The sequence below is a fragment of the Paraburkholderia sp. J63 genome, assembly GCF_905220245.1.
Classification (GTDB): domain Bacteria; phylum Pseudomonadota; class Gammaproteobacteria; order Burkholderiales; family Burkholderiaceae; genus Paraburkholderia.
Genome location: NZ_CAJMZF010000072.1, coordinates 1 through 17656 on the forward strand (window position 1 = coordinate 1; position 17656 = coordinate 17656).

Below are 17656 nucleotides of genomic sequence, written 5' to 3' on the forward strand. Positions count from 1 at the left end.
CGGCGAAGAAGGCCGCAGCGAAGAAGGTCGCCACCAAGAAAGTCGCGGTGAAGAAGGCTGCCGCGAAGAAGGCGCCTGCGAAGAAGGCTGCTGCCAAGAAGGCTGCGCCTGCGAAGAAGGCTGCCGCGAAGAAGGCTGCCAAGAAGGCGCCTGCGAAGAAGGCCGCTGCCGCGCCTGCTGCCCCTGCTGCGCAACCGTCCGCGCCCGCAGCAACGGTCAAGACTGCCCTGAACCCGGCCGCAGCATGGCCGTTCCCGACCGGCAGCCGTCCGTAAGCAGTACGATCCGAAGCGCGCGAGAGTCAGTTCAACCGTGCGCTTCGGTGGCAGGGCCGGGCGATGCGCCTGCTGATAGGTCTGCAGGCGCGCGCCAGGTCCGCTCCGATCCCGTCGCCGGGTTTGTCCGCGACGGGATTTTTTTCGTCCCCACACGTCTTATTCGTCTGCTTCCCGTGCGTGCGCCGCGCACTCGGGCCGGGCGCGGGCATGAAAAAAGGCGCATGCACAGGGGAGCACATGCGCCTGAGGTTCCGCAGGAGGGCGCAAGGCGCCGCTGCGGTACAGGGGAAACCGGTTGGGCGACTAATGCGTCACGCGCGTGACGCCGCCGCTCGAGAGCAGGCGCACACGGTCGCCGGCCTGAAAGATCTCGCCAGTGGCGGCCTGCGTGATCGCGCGGTAGTCGCCGTTGTCGAGGCGCACCGTGATCTCGAGGCCGTCGTGCATCGCCACGCCGTTCTCGACCGCGTTGCCGGCCACGGCGCCCGCTATGCCGCCGATGATGCCGGTGATGATCGAGCCCGTGCCGCCGCCGATCTGGCTGCCCGCCACGGCGCCGAGCGCGCCGCCGCCCACTGCGCCGATCCCGCTCGGCTGGCCGTTGTTGGAGCTGATCTTCACCGCGCGCACGCTTTCGACCGTGGCCATGCGCACGGTGGATTCACGCTGCGCCTGCGAGGCGGTGTAGACATCGGCGGAACTGCTGTTGTAGGCGCAGCCCGTCATGGCGAGCGAGCCCGCGATCATGACGGCGGCAATCAGACGACTTGTTGTTTTCATTTCCCGTAACTCCAGTGAGCGCCGCCCATGACGAAGGAGGCGGCACCCGGATTCAGAGCGACAGTTCGTAACCGAACGCCGTCTTGAATCGGTCCTTGATTTGCGCCTTCGTGGGCGCATAGTTTTGCGGTCCGAGGTGCTCGATCTTCAGCGCGCCCATGAGGCTCGCGAGACGTCCCGTGGTGGCCCAGTCGAGGCCGTTCTCGATGCCGTAGAGCAGGCCGCCGCGGAACGCGTCGCCGCAACCCGTGGGATCGAGCACCTGCTCGGCCTGGACCGGCGGAATCTCTTCGATGCCGCCGCCGTGGTAGATCTGCGAACCGTGCTCGCCGCGCGTGACGATCAGCGCATCGACATGGCTCGCGATCTCTTCGAGCGTCCAGCCGGTGCGATGGCTGACCAGATTGGCTTCGTAGTCGTTGACCGCCACATAGGTCGCAAGTTCAATCGCGCGTCGAAGCGACGCACCATCGAACAGCGGCAGTCCTTGACCTGGATCGAAGACAAACGGGATGCCCGCCTTCGCGAATTGCTCCACGTGCTGGACCATGCCGTCGAAGCCGTCCGGGGCGACGATGCCGAGCTTGATGCCGGGCGCTTCGTCGGCGCGGTTCAGGTGCGATTGCATCATCGCGCCCGGGTGGAAGGCCGTGATCTGATTGTTTTCGAGGTCGGTCGTGATCATCGCCTGCGCGGACCACGTCTCGGGCAGCACGCGCACGTGCGCCTTCGAGAGACCGAGCGTGTTGAGGCGCTCGAGGTAGGGTTGCGCATCGGCGCCGCCGAGCGTCGCCATGATGCGCGCGTCGCCGCCGAGCAGATGCAGCGAGTAGGCGATATTGCCCGCGCAGCCGCCGAATTCGCGGCGCATCGTCGGCACGAGAAAGCTCACGTTCAGGATGTGCACCTGCTCGGGCAGGATGTGCTCCCGAAAGCGGCCTTCGAAGGTCATGATGTTGTCGTAGGCGAGCGAGCCGCAGATCAGCGTAGCCAAGGCGGGAATTCCTGTATGCGTGTGGTGGAGAGGGCCGCGCGCCGTGAGGGTATCGAGCCGGCGTGGTGCCGGCCTCAGGCGCGCGATGCCGGAATTACTTCAGTGCGGCGAGCGCGGCGTCGTAGTTCGGCTCGTTCTTGATTTCGCTGACGCGCTCGGCGTAGACGACGTTGTCGTTCGCGTCGATGACCACCACGGCGCGCGCCGTCAGGCCGGTCAGCGGGCCGCTCGTGACGTCCACGCCGTAGGCTTGCGCGAACTCATGGCCGCGGAAGGTCGAAGCGGTGACGACGTTCTCGATGCCTTCGGTCGTGCAGAAGCGCGCGGCCGCGAACGGCAGGTCGCCTGAGATGACGACGACGGCCGTGTTGTCGAGCTTGGCGGCGGCTTCGTTGAACTTGCGCGTGGAGGTGGCGCAGACCGGCGTGTCGAGGCTCGGCACGATGTTCAGCACCTTGCGCTTGCCGGCGAAGTCGGCGAGCGAGACGGGCTTGAGATCGCGGCCGACGAGCGCGAACGCGGGGGCCTTCTGGCCGGCCGTCGGGAAAGTGCCGGCGACGTCGATCGGGTTACCGCCTAGCGTGACTTGACTCATGATGTGCTCTCCGAATGCATGACTGTTGTGGTGAGTGGCGCGCCCGGTGTGGCCGGACGCTGGAAACGCGCGAGCGCGCGCGAAGGCGGCGCTGGCGCGGTAATTCAGGGATAGAAGATTTCGATGCGGAAATTTGACGCGACCACGTTGCCGGTGTCGAGCCGCACGATCATCGTCTGCGTGCTCTGCGCGGGCAGGCCCACGTCGATGGCCGTGCCGGGCGGCGCGTAGTCCTGCGGCCACAGGACGCGGCGCACCACGATGTTGTTCTGGCGGTCGAGCAGCGTGAGCTCCATCGCCGGATACGCGAGCGCCACGTCGAAGCGGTTGTGCAGTGGTACCTTCAATTCGAGATGATGCGGGTCGTCCACCTGGCGCAGATCGGATGGCTGGACCTGAAGACCGTCGATGTCGCGTGGCGGGCTCACGTGGCAGCCGAGCTGCGCGCACGCCTGTTGATAGAGCGGCTGCGAGGCGGGCCAGGAGACCATCACGGTTTCGCGCTGCCACCATGCGAGCTGCGCGGCGAGCGCCGCGAGGAGCACGAGGACGATCAGGACACCCAGGATACGCCAGCCCGTGCGCGGCCTCGCGCCAACGGGGGCTTCGCGCGTGACTGCGAAGGGCTCGCTGCCGGTGTTGGGTTCGAGCGCGCTGAACGCGGGGGCGGCGGACGACTCGGCCGGCGCGCGGCGAAACACAGGCTCGGGGTCGGCGTTGGGGCTATGAAATGCTTCGTTGGCCGAAAGGGTCGGCTCGATGGGGCCGGACGCCGCGGGCCTTCCAGGGGACGCTGCGCCGTGCCCGATGGGATGCGACAGCGTGGGCTCGTCGTCGCGGAGAATGCGCACTTCCACGCCCGGTGCCGCGTGTTCGAAGCTCGTGCGCGGCAGTTGGCTGGCGGTGTATTGGAGCTTCGGGTCGAGGTGGCTGTCCGGGCGCGGTGCCCAAGGGTCCCAGGCGCGGCCCGAAAAATTCGGTGCGCGCTGCGGTGCGGATTCTGCGGGTCGCGCCGCGGGCTCGCCTTGCGGTGCTTGATCGGGTGCCGGAGCGGGCGTATGAGCGGGCGTCTGCGCCGGCGCCGGTTCGGGCGCCTGAGCCGGTGCGTCCCCGGCTGCATCAGCAGGGGCATGAACAGGCACATGAGCAGGCTCTGCAACCGGCGCGGCCGGCGCGGTCAGGCTTGCTGCGATATCGGCTGCGACCGGCGTCGCCAGAGCAAAATCGCCGTTTTCGGGCAGCTCGTACAGGCTACCCGACGCGTCGAACGCTTCCTGACAATGTCCGCAGCGCACGAGGCCGCGGCGCGCGGCGAGGTGTGCCGGCTGGATACGGAAAACGGTTTCGCAGAAGGGACAGCGCGTTGCCAGAAGCATGTGTGCCGTGGAACCGGAGGGTGGGCGATTTCGCCATTCTACTGGCAATCCGCGGCGCCCTACGACTTCGCACGTCGCGCCTGGGGCGGGAACAGACCCCGCCCGCCTGGCCTACGCGCGCCGCGTGCCGGCGAGGCAGACCCAGCCTTCGTGCTCGCGCCAGACTGAGATATCGATCCAGCTTGCGTAGACCTGAGCGACTTCCTCGGCCTGGCGCGCGAGGATGCCCGAGAGCGCGATGCGTCCGCCCGGCTTCACGCGTGACGAAAGCATCGACGCCATCAGCTTGAGCGGATTCGACAGAATGTTGGCGACGACGATGTCGAACTCGCCGGCCTGAAGGTCGTCGGGCAGGCCGTAAGTGACCTCGGTGCGATTGCGCTCGCTGTTGTGACGCGCCGATTCGACCGCTTGCGGGTCGATGTCGATGCCGATCACGGGATTCGCGCCGCACTTCTTCGCGAGGATCGCGAGGATGCCCGAGCCGCAGCCGTAGTCGAGCAGCGAATGGCCGGGCTGCACGTGCTGCTCGAGCCATTCCATGCACAGCCGCGTGGTGGGATGGCTGCCGGTGCCGAACGCGAGGCCCGGGTCGAGTTCGAGCACGAGCGCGTCCGGGTCGGGTGCGTCATGCCACGAGGGCACGACCCAGATGCGCTCGCCGATCTGGATCGGATCGAACTGCGATTGCGTGAGCCGCACCCAGTCCTGCTCCTCGACTTCGCGCAGCGAGAACTTCGGCGTTTCAGCGAGGCCGAGCTCGTTCGCGGCCGCCGCGAGCAGCACGGCGGGGTCCTGATCGTCGCCGATCAGCGCTATCACGCGCGAATGCTGCCACGCGGTGCGCTCGGGCGTGAGGCCCGGCTCGCCGAAGAGCGGCTGCTCGTCGGGCGTGTCGGCGTCGGCGTCTTCCACCGACACCGAAAGGGCGCCAAGCTCGATCAGCGCGTCGGAGAGTGCCTCCGCGCGATCCCGTTCCAGCTCGGCGATCAGTTCCCGGTAGCTCATGAATTACGCTTCGTCCTTCTTCACTGCCTGACGTTCGGCCAGACGGCTTTCGAGGTAGTGAATGCTCGTGCCGCCTTCGACGAACTTCGCATCGAGCATCAGCTCGCGGTGCAGCGGAATGTTGGTCGAGATGCCTTCGACCACCATTTCCGAGAGCGCGATGCGCATGCGCTGGATCGCCTGCTCGCGCGTCGCGCCGTAGGTGATCAGCTTGCCAATCATCGAATCATAGTTCGGCGGGACGAAATAGCCATTGTAGGCATGCGAATCCACGCGCACGCCGGGGCCACCCGGCATGTGCCACGACGTGAGACGTCCCGGCGAAGGCGTGAACTTGAACGGATCTTCGGCGTTGATACGGCACTCGATCGCGTGGCCCTTCAACTGGATGTCGCGCTGGCGGAACGCGAGCTTCTCGCCCGCGGCGATGCGGATCTGCTCCTGCACGATGTCGATGCCGGTGATCAGCTCCGTGACCGGGTGCTCGACCTGCACGCGCGTGTTCATCTCGATGAAGTAGAACTCGCCGTTTTCGTAGAGGAATTCGAACGTGCCCGCGCCGAGGTAGCCCATCTTCTTGCAGGCGTCGGCGCAGCGGTCGCCGATGCGGTCGAGCAGGCGGCGCGCGATGCCCGGCGCCGGCGCTTCCTCGATCACCTTCTGGTGGCGGCGCTGCATCGAGCAGTCGCGCTCGCCGAGCCACACGGCGTTCTTGAACGAGTCGGAAAGCACCTGAATCTCGATGTGACGCGGATTCTCGAGGTACTTCTCCATGTAGACCTGCGGGTTGCCGAAGGCGCGGCCCGCTTCTTCCTTGGTCATGTTGACCGCGTTCACGAGCGCTGCTTCCGTGTGCACGACGCGCATGCCGCGGCCGCCGCCGCCGCCCGAGGCCTTGATGATGACGGGGTAGCCGATCGTGCGCGCGATCTTCACGATCTCTTTCGGATCGTCCGGGAGCGCGCCTTCCGAGCCCGGCACGCACGGCACACCGGTCTTGATCATCGTCTGCTTCGCCGTGACCTTGTCGCCCATCATGCGGATGGTTTCCGGACGCGGGCCGATGAAGGTGAAGCCCGATTGCTCGACGCGCTCGGCGAAGTCGGCGTTTTCCGAGAGGAAGCCGTAGCCGGGGTGGATCGCTTCGGCGTCGGTGACTTCGGCCGCGCTGATGAGCGCAGGCATGTTCAGATAGCTCAGGTTCGAAGGCGCCGGGCCGATGCAGACCGCCTCGTCGGCGAGCTTCACGTACTTGGCTTCCTTGTCGGCTTCCGAATAGACGACGACTGTTTTAACGCCAAGCTCGCGGCACGCGCGCTGAATGCGCAGCGCGATCTCGCCACGATTGGCAATGAGGATTTTTTCAAACATGGTGGGTATTCGCCCTCGGGCCTTAGGCGATCACGAAGAGCGGCTGGCCGTATTCGACCGCCTGGCCGTTATCGACGAGGATTTCCTTGACCACGCCGGCTGCGTCCGACTCGATCTCGTTCAGGAGCTTCATCGCTTCGATGATGCACAGCGTCTGGCCTTCCTTGACCGTGTCGCCCACCTGCACGAACGGATCGGCGCCCGGCGACGGCGCGCGGTAGAACGTGCCGACCATCGGCGAGGTCACGACATGGCCTTGCGGCACGGCCGGCGCGGCGGCGGCGGGCGCCGCGGCTTCGCCTGCGTGAGCGGGCGCTGCAAGCGGAGCGCCTGCCATCGGCGCGGCGTATTGCGCGGCGCTCGGCTGCACGTAAACCGGCGGCGCATTCTTGACGATGCGCACCTTGCCTTCGCCCTCGGTGACTTCGAGCTCCGAGATGCCCGATTCGGAGACGAGGTCGATCAGAGTCTTCAGCTTACGTAGATCCATGGTGCAGCCCCTTTGCTTTGCATACGTGAGGTACCCGGGCGCGCGCGCCCCGGCACGGGTTTGGTGTTGTCTTGCAGAATGCCTGGGTCTCTGGCCGGCGAGCTCACGCGGCTGAGCCGGCCGCGAGCCGGTCGAGCGCGTATTCGAGCGCGTAGAGATAGCCCTTCCAGCCGAGGCCGCAGATGACGCCTTCGGCCTGGTCGGAGAAATACGAGTGATGCCGGAAGGCCTCACGGCGATGGACGTTCGAGAGATGAATCTCGACGAACGGAATGCCGACGCCTGCCAGCGCGTCCCGGATCGCCACGCTCGTGTGCGTATACGCCGCCGGGTTGATCAGGATGAAATCCGTCTGCTCGCTGCGGGCCGCCTGGATGCGGTCCACCAGCGCGCCCTCGTGGTTGCTCTGAAACGTGGCCAGCTCCACGCCCGCATCGGCGGCACGGTCGGCGAGCGCCTGATCGATCTGCGGCAGCGTCACGCGCCCATAGACCTCGGGTTCCCGGGTACCGAGAAGATTGAGGTTGGGGCCGTGCAGAACCAGCAGTCGCGTCATGGTGGCTTCTTTTTCCGTGGAATTGCGCGAACTTTAGCGCTGATTAGAGAAATTTGTCTAGTTTTCCAGGCGGGGGATATGGCCCCGAGCATGCGCGCTGCGACGTATGCGGGCCGATCTCCCGCCAACTACGCCAAATTTCGCCGCAAAAAGCACCGTACGGCCGTTAAGCTCGGGTCAACTGCTCTGCGGTATTTGGACCGCGTCAGAGCGTATCCAGCGTGTGGCGCAGCTCGTCCGGCTTGATTTGGCCTAATTTTGTCGCGCGTACCGTGCCGTTCGCGTCGATTACGACGGTGTAAGGCAAGCCGCCCGCGGTGTTGCCGAACGCGCGCGCGACATCCGCGCCGCCGAATCCGGCAATGAAGATGGGATAGTCGACCGGCACTTTCTTGAGAAAGGTCTTGATGTTCGCGGCCGAGTCGACGCCGACGCCGACGAACTGGATGCCTTTTTTCGCGTACTCGCGCTGCAGCGCGGAGAGTTCGGGCATCTCTTCGACGCACGGTCCGCACCACGAGGCCCAGAAGTTCACCACGATCGGGCGGCCTTTATAGATAGCGAGCGATTGAGGCTTGCCGTCGGGGTTGGTCACGGGGGCCGTCCAGAGCTGGCCGACCGCGTTCGGCTGGCTGGCGACCGACGCCGCATCGGCGACGCCGCTGCTGCCGCTATTTGCATAATGTCCCGCCAGGATGCCGCCGCCAGCTGCCACCGCCGCCACTGCGACGCCGGCCAGAATCCGCTTCGTGTTCATTGCTGCGTTACGCCCTATATGAATCAGGTGGTGGAAGAAGTGGCGCCGCTTTCGTCGATCAACGCCTGGAGCGCCTGCGCATTCGCGCGCGGCAGACGTCCGCGTGCATCGGCGCGCACCGCGCCGCGCAGGTCGTCGGTATTGTAGAGCGCAACGTGGATGCCCACCGGCTCTTCATCGCGCGACGGCTGCCACATGAAGCTGAACGTCTCCACGTAGCCGCGCGCGGCGAAATGGCGTGTTTCCGAGACGTCGTACTGCACGTTCGCGTTGAGGAGCCAGATGGCGACATCCTTCGCGTTGTCGCAGAAGATCTGCAGATGGATATCCGAGTGCTCGCCGGCCGTGCCGTTGAGCACCGCGCCGGTGAGGAACGGATTGAACGACTCGAGGCGCCGCATCCATTCGAGCGCGATCTCGCGCAGACGCCGCAGTATCGCCGGCTGGTGCTCGCCCTGAAAGAGGGCCTGATATTCGCGGATCTCGTCCTCGATCTGGTCGTTATCGGGCAGCCAGGCGCCTTCGATGCGCGCGTCCCCAACCACCTGCCGCGCGGCCTTGCGTTTGGCGGTGGCGTAATCGAGGCCGTCCTCGGCAATCATCCTTGCTGCCGCGATGGCGATTTCCTCGCGCACGCGCTGGGGATCGAAATGTGATCTGCGAACCATGTGCTCATCATACTAGAGATCGCAGGGCGTCCCGGTCGGCTCCCTTTGGGTTCCAGTGCGGGTGTCCGGGTTCCCGTCCGGGTTCGCGCCGGACCGCATCGGGCGCCGGTCGCCGTTCATCGTCCATTCATCGGCCCCTCGCCGGGCCGCTGCGGCGAAAAAGCCGCAGGGCGTCGGGTACAATACCGTTCTTTGCTCCGGCGGCCAGGCGCCGCCGTCTTCGCTGTTCCCATCCCTAAAAACGGCTTAACCCATTCACGACGCCCGCGCGGCGCGACAGGCTTATGCACATCCATATCCTCGGCATCTGCGGCACGTTCATGGGCGGTCTCGCCGTGCTCGCGCGCAGCGCGGGCCACACGGTGACCGGCTGCGACGCGGGCGTGTATCCGCCGATGAGTACCCAGCTCGAAGCGCAGGGTATTCGCCTGATCGAGGGTTACGACGCGAGCCAGATCGAGCTCAAACCCGATCTTTATGTGATCGGCAATGTGGTTTCGCGCGGCAATCCGCTGATGGAGGAAATCCTCAATCGCGGCCTGCCGTACACGTCGGGGCCGCAATGGCTCGGCGAGCACGTGCTGCGCGACAAGTGGGTGCTCGCCGTGGCGGGCACGCACGGCAAGACCACGACGAGCTCGATGCTCGCCTGGCTGCTCGAAGACGCGGGCCTGAATCCCGGCTTCCTGATCGGCGGCGTGCCGCTGAACTTCGGCATCTCGGCGCGCCTCACCGATTCGAGCTTCTTCGTGATCGAAGCCGACGAGTACGACACGGCGTTCTTCGACAAGCGCTCGAAGTTCGTCCATTACCGTCCGCGCACCGCGGTGCTGAACAATCTCGAATTCGATCACGCCGATATCTTCCCCGATCTCGCCGCCATCGAGACGCAGTTCCATCATCTCGTGCGCACCATCCCGGGCGTGGGCCGCGTGGTCTCGAACGGGTGCAGCGATGCGCTCGAACGCGTGCTCGCGCGCGGCGTGTGGAGCGAGGTCGAGCGCTTTGGCGTCGATGGCGGCTGGCAGGCGCTGCCCGCCGAAGAAGGCGTGCCGCTCGACGAGCGCTTCGCGGTCTATCACAACAGCGAGCGCGCGGGTCTCGTCGACTGGCAGATCCAGGGCGAGCACAACCGCCTGAACGCGCTCGCGGCCATCGCCGCCGCGCGCAGCGTGGGCGTGCCGCCTGCGCAGGCCGCGCAGTCGCTTTCGGCGTTCCGCAACGTCAAGCGCCGCATGGAAGTGCGCGGCAGCGTGGACGGCGTGACGGTCTACGACGACTTCGCGCACCATCCCACGGCGATCGAAACGACGATCGCCGGCTTGCGCACGCGCGTCGGTCGCGACAATACCCGTATCCTGGCGGTGCTCGAACCGCGCTCGAACACGATGAAGCTCGGCGTGATGAAGGCGCAATTGCCGGCGAGTCTCGCCGATGCCGATCTCGTGTTCGGCTACGGCGCGCCGGCCGGCAAGGACGCGCTGGGCTGGGACCTCGCGGGCGCGCTCGCGCCGCTGGGCGAGAAGGCGCACGCGTATCACGACCTCGGCGCGCTCGTGAAGGCCGTGGTCTCGGCCGTGCGTCCCGGCGACCAGGTGCTCGTGATGAGCAACGGCGGATTCGGTGGCGTGCATCAGAAGCTGCTCGATGCGCTGTCGTCGCGGAGCGCGACGTGATCGTCTATCTGCACGGATTCCGCTCGTCGCCGCAGTCGTTCAAGGCGCGCTTGCTGGACGCGCGCCTCGAAGCGCTCGGGCGCGGCGGCGAATGGCTGTGCCCGACATTGCCCGTTTCGCCGTTCGAGACGGTGGCGCTCGTCGAGCGCGAGATTGCCGCGCGTGCGCAAGCCGGCGAGCGCATCACGCTGATCGGCAGCTCGCTGGGCGGCTTCTTCGCCACGCACCTGGCCGAAAAGCACGGCTGGCGCGCCGTGCTGCTCAATCCGGCCGTGATGCCGGACCGCGATTTGTCGAAGTATCTGGGCGAGCAGCCGCTCTGGCATGGCGGCGGCAGCATCGTCGTCGAGCCGCGTCACCTGGATGAATTGCGCGCGCTGGCCGTTGCCAACGTGACCGAGCCGCAGCGCTACTATCTGATCGCCGCAACCGGCGACGAAGTGCTCGATTATCGCGAGATGCTCGCGCATTATCCGGGGGCGAAGACGCGCCTGATCGATGGCAGCGACCACGGCATCAGCGAATTTGCCGATTACGTCGACGACGTGATCCAGTTTTGCGACGCGCCTTGATGCGTCGCCCCGTTCGCGCCGCGCGTGCGAACGCCTATATGTATACAGCAGCACCGCCCGGGCGCACCGCCCCCGCGGTTCAAGCAAGTCTGAACGAGAGTGTTGAGTGAACGTCTTCTTTGAGGAATCGGGCAGTTTCAAGGCGGGCAGCGTGCTGTCGCGCCAGGGCGATGCGTTTCAGGTCGAGTTGCCGGGTGGGCGGCGCGCCAAGGTGCGCGCGAAGGACGTGCTGATCGAATTCGAGAAGCCCGCCGCCGGCGATCTGCTGGAGCAGGCGGACGCCGCCGCGCAGGAAATCGATCTCGATTTTCTGTGGGAGTGCGCGCCCGCCGAGGAATTCGCCTATACGGCGCTCGCGAGCGAGTACTTCGGCGAATCCTATGGTCCGGTCGAGCGCGCCGCGCTCGTGCTGCGTCTGCACGGCTCACCCGTGTATTTCCGCCGCAAGGGCCGCGGCCAGTATCAGCGCGCGCCGGAAGATCAGCTGAAGATGGCGCTCGCGTCGCTCGAACGCAAGCGCCAGCTGGCGCTCGTGCAGGCGGGGTACGAAGAGGAGCTCAAGGCGGGCAAGCTGCCCGAAGCGCTCAAGGACAAGGCGCTGGGCCTCCTCACGAAGCCCGACAAGAACTCGATCGAGTACAAGGCGCTCGAAGCGGCCGCCGCCGCGAGCGGCATTTCGATGCCGCGCCTGATGCTCGATTGCGGCGGCATCGCCTCGCCGCGCGCGCTGCACGAAGCGCGCTTCCTCGCGGAATTCTTCCCGCACGGCACGGGCTTTCCGCCGGTCGAAGTGGGCGCACTGCCCGACGATCTGCCCGATGCGGCCGAGCACGTGCAGGCCTTCTCGATCGACGACGTCACCACGACCGAAATCGACGACGCGTTCTCGATCGAGCATCTCGCCGACGGCCGCGTGCGCATCGGTATCCACATCGCGGCGCCGGCGCTCGGCATCCAGCGCGGCGATACGGCCGACACGGTCGCGCGCACGCGCCTGTCGACGGTGTACATGCCCGGCGACAAGATCACCATGCTGCCCGACGATTTCGTCGATGCGTTCACGCTCAAGGAAGGCGGCATGCGCCCGGCGCTTTCGCTCTACTGCATCGTGAACCGCGAGACGCAGGAGATCGTCGCCACGGAAACGCGCGCCGAGCGCGTCTTCGTGAAGAACAACCTGCGCCACAACACGCTCGACGAAGTCGTGACCGAAGAAACGCTCGCGGCTGGCACGGGCGACTATCCGCACAAGGACGACATCGCGGTGCTGTGGCCGTTCGCGCAGGCGCTCTTCGAGAAGCGCCAGGCCGCGCGCGCGGGCTACGGCCTGCGCCGCGAAGTGCAGCGCAACACCGACTACAACTTCTACGTGGAAGGCGAGCACGTCAGCATCACGCCGCGCCGCCGCGGCTCGCCGCTCGACCTGATCGTCGCGGAGCTGGCGATTCTCGCGAACTCCACGTGGGGTGCGTTCCTCAACGATCACGGCGTGCCGGGCATCTATCGTACGCAGCGCGCGTTCGGCGCGCCTACCGGCCCCAAGCGCACGCGCATGCAGACCAACGCCGCGCCGCACGAGGGTCTCGGCGTCGCGCAGTACGCGTGGAGCACCTCGCCGCTGCGCCGCTACGTCGACCTCGTGAACCAGTGGCAGCTACTCGCGTGCGTCGAGCACGGCGTGGCCGCCAAGCTGGTCGCGCCGTTCAAGCCCAAGGACGCGGATCTGTTCGCGGTCGTGCAGGGCTTCGACGAGACCTATACCGCTTACGCCGACCACCAGCGCCGCATGGAGTACTTCTGGTGCCTGCGCTGGCTCCAGCAGGAAATGCGCGGCGACGGCGGACGTGAAGCGCGCCGCGAATTCCCGGCGACCGTCGTGAAGGACGATCTCGTGCGCTTCGAGGAAGTGCCGCTGCTCATGCACGTGCCCGCGCTCGGCGTGCACGCGCGCGGCACGCGTCTGATGATGGACGTGATGTCGATTGACGAACTGACGATCGAGGCGTCGGTGCGCATGCTGCGCGTGCTCGACGCGCCGGTCGTGACGAGCGGCGAGCAGGCCGAAGAAGACGCGGCCGAGGACGAAGAGCTCATCGAAGCCGCCGACGAAACGGCGGAGAGCGAAGCGGAAGCGCTGGCCGAAGCCGGCGCGCCTGGCGATGCGGCTGATTCGGGCGACGCGGCCGATGCAGCCGAAGGCGAGGGCGGTGCGCAGGAAGGCGAAGAAATGCAGCAATCCGAACAACACGCCACGGAGCCGCGCGCATGAGTGCCGAGCCTGCCCAGCGCAAGCCTCAACGTGATCGCTATGCCGTGATCGGCAATCCGGTCGCGCACAGCAAGTCGCCGTACATTCACGCGCAGTTCGCTGCCCAGACGGGCGAGCCCGTCGAATATGATCGCCTGCTCGCGCCGCTCGACGGCTTCGTCGAGCACGTGCAGGCGTTTCGCGCAGCGGGCGGACGCGGCCTGAACGTGACCGTGCCGTTCAAGCTCGAGGCGCATGCGCTGGCGAGCCGGCTGTCGCCGCGCGCGGCGGCGGCGGGCGCCGTGAACACCTTGCGCTTCGACGAAGACGGCATTTTCGGCGACAACACCGACGGTTTCGGCCTCGTTCGCGACATCGAGGTGAATCTGGGCGTCTCGCTCAAGGGCGCGCGCGTGCTGCTGCTGGGCGCGGGCGGTGCGGCGCGCGGCGTCGTGCTGCCGATGCTCGAGCGCGAGCCGCGCGAGATCACGATCGTGAACCGCACCGCGCAGAAGGCGCATGCGCTCGTCGAGCAGTTCGAGGGCGCCGCGCGCGAGTTGGCTTGCCTCATTAACGGTGGCGGCCCGAACGCAGTGGACCCCAAGCCCTACGACGTGATCGTCAACGCGACGGCCGGCAGCCTTGACGCCGCGCTGCCCGAGTGCGATGCGCGCGCGTTCGGCGCGGGCTCGCTCGCCTACGACATGATGTACGGCGCCGAACCCACCGTGTTCATGCGCCACGCCGAGTCACTGGGTGCGCGAGCATCGGACGGGCTCGGGATGCTGGTCGAGCAGGCCGCCGAGTCGTTTTTCGTGTGGCGCGGTGTGCGTCCCGACGGTGCGCCCGTGCTGGCCGCGCTGCGCAAGCAACTGGCGGCGCAGGCGCAGGCCTGACACGCGCCGCGCGGGCCCGACGACGCCGGCACAGAACCACACCAACAGGGGGGCCGCGACGCCATGCGTAGAGAATCGGAGCCGCGTGCAGCAGGGTTGGGCGGTGTGCAGCGCCCCGGACGCCCCAGACGCCGCGAAGAATCATTCGTCCCCGGCGTCGCGGCGCTGACCGCAAAGCGCCCCGGCGCACTGCGCTGGCTCGTCTACGCGGTGCTGGTGTTCGGCATCGCGTGGCTCGCGACGCAGCTCTTCTACTTCGCCCAGATCGCCGTCTGGAATTTCGCCGATCCGCAATCCACGGCCTTCATGCGCACCGACGAGGCGCGCCTTTCCGCCGACCGTCCCGACCTCGACATCCAGCACCAGTGGGTGCCGTACGACCAGATCTCGCGCAACCTGAAGCGCGCGATCATCGCGTCCGAGGACGCCAACTTCGTCAACAACAACGGCTACGAAACCGACGCCATCCTGCAGGCGTGGGAGCGCAACAAGAAGCGTGGCCACATCGTGCGCGGCGGATCGACGATCACGCAGCAACTCGCGCGCAACCTGTTTCTATCGCGCGAGAAAAGCTATATCCGCAAGGGCCAGGAGCTCATCATCACGTGGATGCTGGAGACGCTGCTCGACAAGGAGCGCATCTTCGAGATCTATCTAAACTCGGTGGAGTGGGGCAATGGCGTCTATGGGGCGCAGGCCGCCGCGCGCTATTACTACCGCACGACGGCCGCGAAGCTCACGCCGTGGCAGTCGGCGCGGCTGGCGGTGATGCTGCCGCAGCCCAAATACTTCGACGCGCACCGCAACTCGCCGTATCTCGCCCAGCGTTCCCGAGTGATCGCGCGGCGGATGGGGGCTGCGGAATTGCCGCCGTCGTCGTCGCAATGAATTTCAATGCCTTCTGGCATCACGCCAACGGGACGATCCTTAAATCAGGGATAAATGGGCGTGAGCTCCCAGGAATTTGCCTTCATCACGAAGGCCCACGAGCGCCGTAACGGTACCTCTTGCGTGTCTGCGTTTCCGCCGGTGTCGAAGGCCGAGGCCGTCACCATGCTGAGCATCCTGGCAAAGTACCTACCCGTCGCGCGCACACTGACGGGTACGCACTAATCCGCGCTTCCTTCCCGCTTCGTTCTACTGCACCTCACTGACGCGCCAGCCGCGCGTTATCCGGCATCGGCATATTGAAGTTGGTGCGGAACGGATTGATGTCGAGACCGCCCCGCCGCGTATAGCGCGCGTACACCGCGAGCCGGTCCGGTTTGCACTCGCGCAGGATGTCCATGAAGATGCGCTCGGCGCATTGCTCGTGAAAGCCCGTGTGATTGCGGTACGAAATGATGTAGCGCAACAGGCCCGCCTGGTCGATCTGCGGCCCCACGTAGTGGATCTGCACGCTGCCCCAGTCGGGCTGGCCCGTCACGGGGCAGTTCGACTTCAGCAGATTGGAGATCAGCGTCTCTTCCACGGGCGACTCGTCGTGGGCGGCCTTGAGCAGCGTCGGGTCCGGATGATAGACGTCGGTGTCCAGATCGAGCCGGTCGAGCAGGAGCCCGTCGAATTCCTCGAACGGGATCTTGCCGAACGCGCCCGGCTGGTCGAGCCGCACGGAAACCGAGGCGCCACAGGCCGCCGACACGTCGCGCTTGATGGTGTCGCGCACCACGTCGGCGGATTCGAACGGCGTTTGCGCGAACGAGCCCAGATAGAGCTTGAACGACTTCGATTCGACGATGTTGGGCGAATCGGCGGGAATGAAGAACGTGGCGATGGCAATCTGCGGCTTGCCGCGCGCGTTGAGCCACGAAAGCTCGTAGGCGTTCCAGATATCGGTGCCGAAGAAGGGCAGTTGCGCGCCGATGCCGATCGCTTCGCGCGCACCCGCGCGCGGGATCGGAAACAGCAGCGAGGCGTCGTATTGCTCGGTGTACCGGGCGGGCTTGCCGAGCGGGGATTGGTCGGGAGTCATGATGCGCTGGTTTCAGTTGGTGCGTCGTTTGGTGCGTTGTTCGGTGCTTCGGTCGCCGCGCTCGTGCGCGCCGTGCGGCTTGTGTCCACGGGATTCACGGGGTTCGCCACGCCGCTTGCCACGTGACCGGTCGCCGTGACCGAGCGGGCCGATTCGCAATGGCGGATCTGGTCGTCGAAGAAAAAATCGGGTTCGAACTCGCGCAGAAACGGGCCTTTGTCGAGTCCGCCAAGGAACATCGCTTCGTCGATTTCGATGTTCCAGGCCATCAGCGTGCGGATCGCCCGTTCGTGTGCGGGCGCCGAGCGCGCCGTCACGAGCGCGGTGCGGATGCGCATGGTTGCGTTGGCATCGGCCAGCTTCTGCAGCCGGTTGAGCGCTTCGAGCAGCGGCTTGAGTGGTCCTTGTGCGAGCGGCAGCTCGCGGTTGTCGCGCTCGTGGCTCACGAAGGCGCTCAAGCCCTCGCGCTGGAAGATCTGCTCGGCTTCGTCGGAAAACAGCACCGCATCGCCGTCGAACGCGATGCGAATCTCGTGCGCGTTGCGTTCCGACATTGTCGCCGATTCCGGGAACACGCGTGCGGCGGGGAAGCCCGCGTCGAGCGCGCCGCGCACGTCCTCGGGATTCGCCGAGAGAAACAGCGACGCGTTGAGCGGCTTGAGGTAACGCCACGGCTCGCGCCCGCGCGTGAACACGCCGCGCTGGATGTCGAGCTGGTGCTCGCGGCACGAGCTGAACGCGCGCAAGCCGCTGATGGGGTCGCTGCGCGAGAGGATCACGACTTCCACATGATGCGCGCCGCTGTTTCCACATGAGTTCAGCGCGAGGAGCTTCTGGATCAGCGCAAACGCGACGCCGGGCCGCGCGGGCACATGCAGGCGCTCGCGCTGGAGCGCCTCGTAGTCACGCAGATCGCCCGTCTCGTAGACGCGGTTCTCTTCTTCGAAGTCGAATAGCGCGCGCGACGAGATGGCGACGACGAGCTTGTCGGAGAGCGAAACGGCCATGATCGTCGTGCTTCAGGCGAGGAACAGGCGGTAAGCGGGATTCTGCGTCTCTTCCCAATGCGGATAGCCGAGCGTGGCGAGGAAGCGCCGGAACTCCGCGTCCTCGGCCGCCGGCACCTGGATGCCCACCAGAATCGAGCTGTAATCGGCGCCCTGGTTGCGGTAGTGGAACAGGCTGATGTTCCAGTTCGGCGCCATCGACGAGAGGAAGCGCATCAGCGCGCCCGGGCGCTCCGGGAACTCGAAGCGGAACAGGCGCTCGTCGTGCGCGAGCGGCGAGCGGCCGCCCACCATGTAGCGGATGTGCTGTTTCGAGAGCTCGTCGCCGGTGAGATCGACGCACGGGAAGCCGTGCTCGACGAACGCCTGCGCGATGGTCTGCGACTCGCCGCGGTTGCGGATCTGCACGCCA

General features: G+C 66.4%; 17 protein-coding genes and 2 pseudogenes. 6 read left to right on the top strand and 13 right to left on the bottom strand.

The features are described from left to right. On the top strand, positions 1 to 275 hold a 275-nt coding region (locus tag U5775_RS36975; protein WP_322063088.1), incomplete at its 5' end, for a hypothetical protein. Positions 276 to 581: 306 nt separating this feature from the next. Here the strand turns inward: U5775_RS36975 and U5775_RS36980 are convergent. The 10 genes from U5775_RS36980 to U5775_RS37025 all read right to left on the bottom strand — a co-directional run bounded on the left by U5775_RS36980 (position 582) and on the right by U5775_RS37025 (position 8873). Beyond that, complete coding sequence (locus U5775_RS36980; protein ID WP_322063089.1) at positions 582 to 1058, bottom strand: glycine zipper 2TM domain-containing protein; 477 nt, start codon at positions 1056 to 1058, stop codon at positions 582 to 584. A gap of 52 nt (positions 1059 to 1110) precedes the next feature. After that, positions 1111 to 2052 carry a carbohydrate kinase family protein gene (locus U5775_RS36985; RefSeq protein ID WP_322063090.1) on the bottom strand — a complete coding sequence of 314 codons (942 nt, stop codon included), beginning with the start codon at positions 2050 to 2052 and terminating at the stop codon, positions 1111 to 1113. Positions 2053 to 2146: 94 nt separating this feature from the next. Further along, on the bottom strand, positions 2147 to 2647 hold the full coding sequence (gene tpx / locus U5775_RS36990; RefSeq protein ID WP_322063091.1) for a thiol peroxidase: 501 nt from the start codon (positions 2645 to 2647) through the stop codon (positions 2147 to 2149). A 104-nt stretch (positions 2648 to 2751) separates the two neighbouring features. Next, positions 2752 to 4023 (bottom strand): zinc-ribbon and DUF3426 domain-containing protein, encoded by a 1272-nt coding sequence (locus U5775_RS36995; protein WP_322063092.1) that lies wholly within the window; start codon positions 4021 to 4023, stop codon positions 2752 to 2754. Positions 4024 to 4134: 111 nt separating this feature from the next. Then, entirely contained in the window at positions 4135 to 5031 is an 897-nt protein-coding gene (gene prmA, locus U5775_RS37000) for a 50S ribosomal protein L11 methyltransferase (RefSeq protein WP_322063093.1), read from the bottom strand. Positions 5032 to 5034: 3 nt separating this feature from the next. Next, the gene (accC, locus tag U5775_RS37005; RefSeq protein WP_322063094.1) at positions 5035 to 6402 is read right to left on the bottom strand and encodes an acetyl-CoA carboxylase biotin carboxylase subunit; all 1368 of its coding nucleotides are present in this window, start codon (positions 6400 to 6402) and stop codon (positions 5035 to 5037) included. A gap of 22 nt (positions 6403 to 6424) precedes the next feature. Then, positions 6425 to 6892, bottom strand: a complete 468-nt coding sequence (accB, locus tag U5775_RS37010; protein ID WP_322063095.1) for an acetyl-CoA carboxylase biotin carboxyl carrier protein — start codon at positions 6890 to 6892, stop codon at positions 6425 to 6427. Between the two features lie 103 nt (positions 6893 to 6995). Further along, the gene (aroQ, locus tag U5775_RS37015) at positions 6996 to 7448 is read right to left on the bottom strand and encodes a type II 3-dehydroquinate dehydratase (RefSeq protein WP_028220148.1); all 453 of its coding nucleotides are present in this window, start codon (positions 7446 to 7448) and stop codon (positions 6996 to 6998) included. Between the two features lie 205 nt (positions 7449 to 7653). Next, on the bottom strand, positions 7654 to 8205 hold the full coding sequence (locus tag U5775_RS37020; RefSeq protein ID WP_322063096.1) for a TlpA disulfide reductase family protein: 552 nt from the start codon (positions 8203 to 8205) through the stop codon (positions 7654 to 7656). Positions 8206 to 8228: 23 nt separating this feature from the next. Continuing rightward, on the bottom strand, positions 8229 to 8873 hold the full coding sequence (locus U5775_RS37025) for a UDP-N-acetylmuramate--alanine ligase (RefSeq protein ID WP_322063097.1): 645 nt from the start codon (positions 8871 to 8873) through the stop codon (positions 8229 to 8231). A gap of 284 nt (positions 8874 to 9157) precedes the next feature. On the opposite strand from U5775_RS37025, the gene mpl reads away from it, so the two are divergent. The 5 genes from mpl (at position 9158) to mtgA (ending at position 15153) form a co-directional block, all read left to right on the top strand. Beyond that, positions 9158 to 10549, top strand: a complete 1392-nt coding sequence (gene mpl / locus U5775_RS37030; RefSeq protein WP_322063098.1) for a UDP-N-acetylmuramate:L-alanyl-gamma-D-glutamyl-meso-diaminopimelate ligase — start codon at positions 9158 to 9160, stop codon at positions 10547 to 10549. Next, complete coding sequence (locus tag U5775_RS37035; protein WP_322063099.1) at positions 10546 to 11121, top strand: YqiA/YcfP family alpha/beta fold hydrolase; 576 nt, start codon at positions 10546 to 10548, stop codon at positions 11119 to 11121. Before mpl ends, U5775_RS37035 begins: the two co-directional genes overlap by 4 nt. A 106-nt stretch (positions 11122 to 11227) precedes the next feature. Beyond that, complete coding sequence (locus U5775_RS37040) at positions 11228 to 13390, top strand: ribonuclease catalytic domain-containing protein (protein WP_322063100.1); 2163 nt, start codon at positions 11228 to 11230, stop codon at positions 13388 to 13390. Continuing rightward, positions 13387 to 14265 (top strand): shikimate dehydrogenase, encoded by an 879-nt coding sequence (gene aroE, locus U5775_RS37045; RefSeq protein ID WP_322063101.1) that lies wholly within the window; start codon positions 13387 to 13389, stop codon positions 14263 to 14265. The genes U5775_RS37040 and aroE overlap by 4 nt, the downstream gene beginning before the upstream one ends. A gap of 63 nt (positions 14266 to 14328) precedes the next feature. Further along, on the top strand, positions 14329 to 15153 hold the full coding sequence (mtgA, locus tag U5775_RS37050; RefSeq protein ID WP_322063102.1) for a monofunctional biosynthetic peptidoglycan transglycosylase: 825 nt from the start codon (positions 14329 to 14331) through the stop codon (positions 15151 to 15153). Positions 15154 to 15412: 259 nt separating this feature from the next. Here the strand turns inward: mtgA and queF are convergent, their stop codons facing one another. From queF to U5775_RS37065, 3 genes and pseudogenes are all read right to left on the bottom strand, one after another. Then, complete coding sequence (queF, locus tag U5775_RS37055; protein WP_322063103.1) at positions 15413 to 16237, bottom strand: NADPH-dependent 7-cyano-7-deazaguanine reductase QueF; 825 nt, start codon at positions 16235 to 16237, stop codon at positions 15413 to 15415. 101 nt (positions 16238 to 16338) lie between these two features. Next, positions 16339 to 17244: pseudogene (locus tag U5775_RS37060) on the bottom strand (5'-nucleotidase); the annotation flags it as partial. Between the two features lie 12 nt (positions 17245 to 17256). Beyond that, positions 17257 to 17656: pseudogene (locus tag U5775_RS37065) on the bottom strand (threonine ammonia-lyase, biosynthetic); the annotation flags it as partial.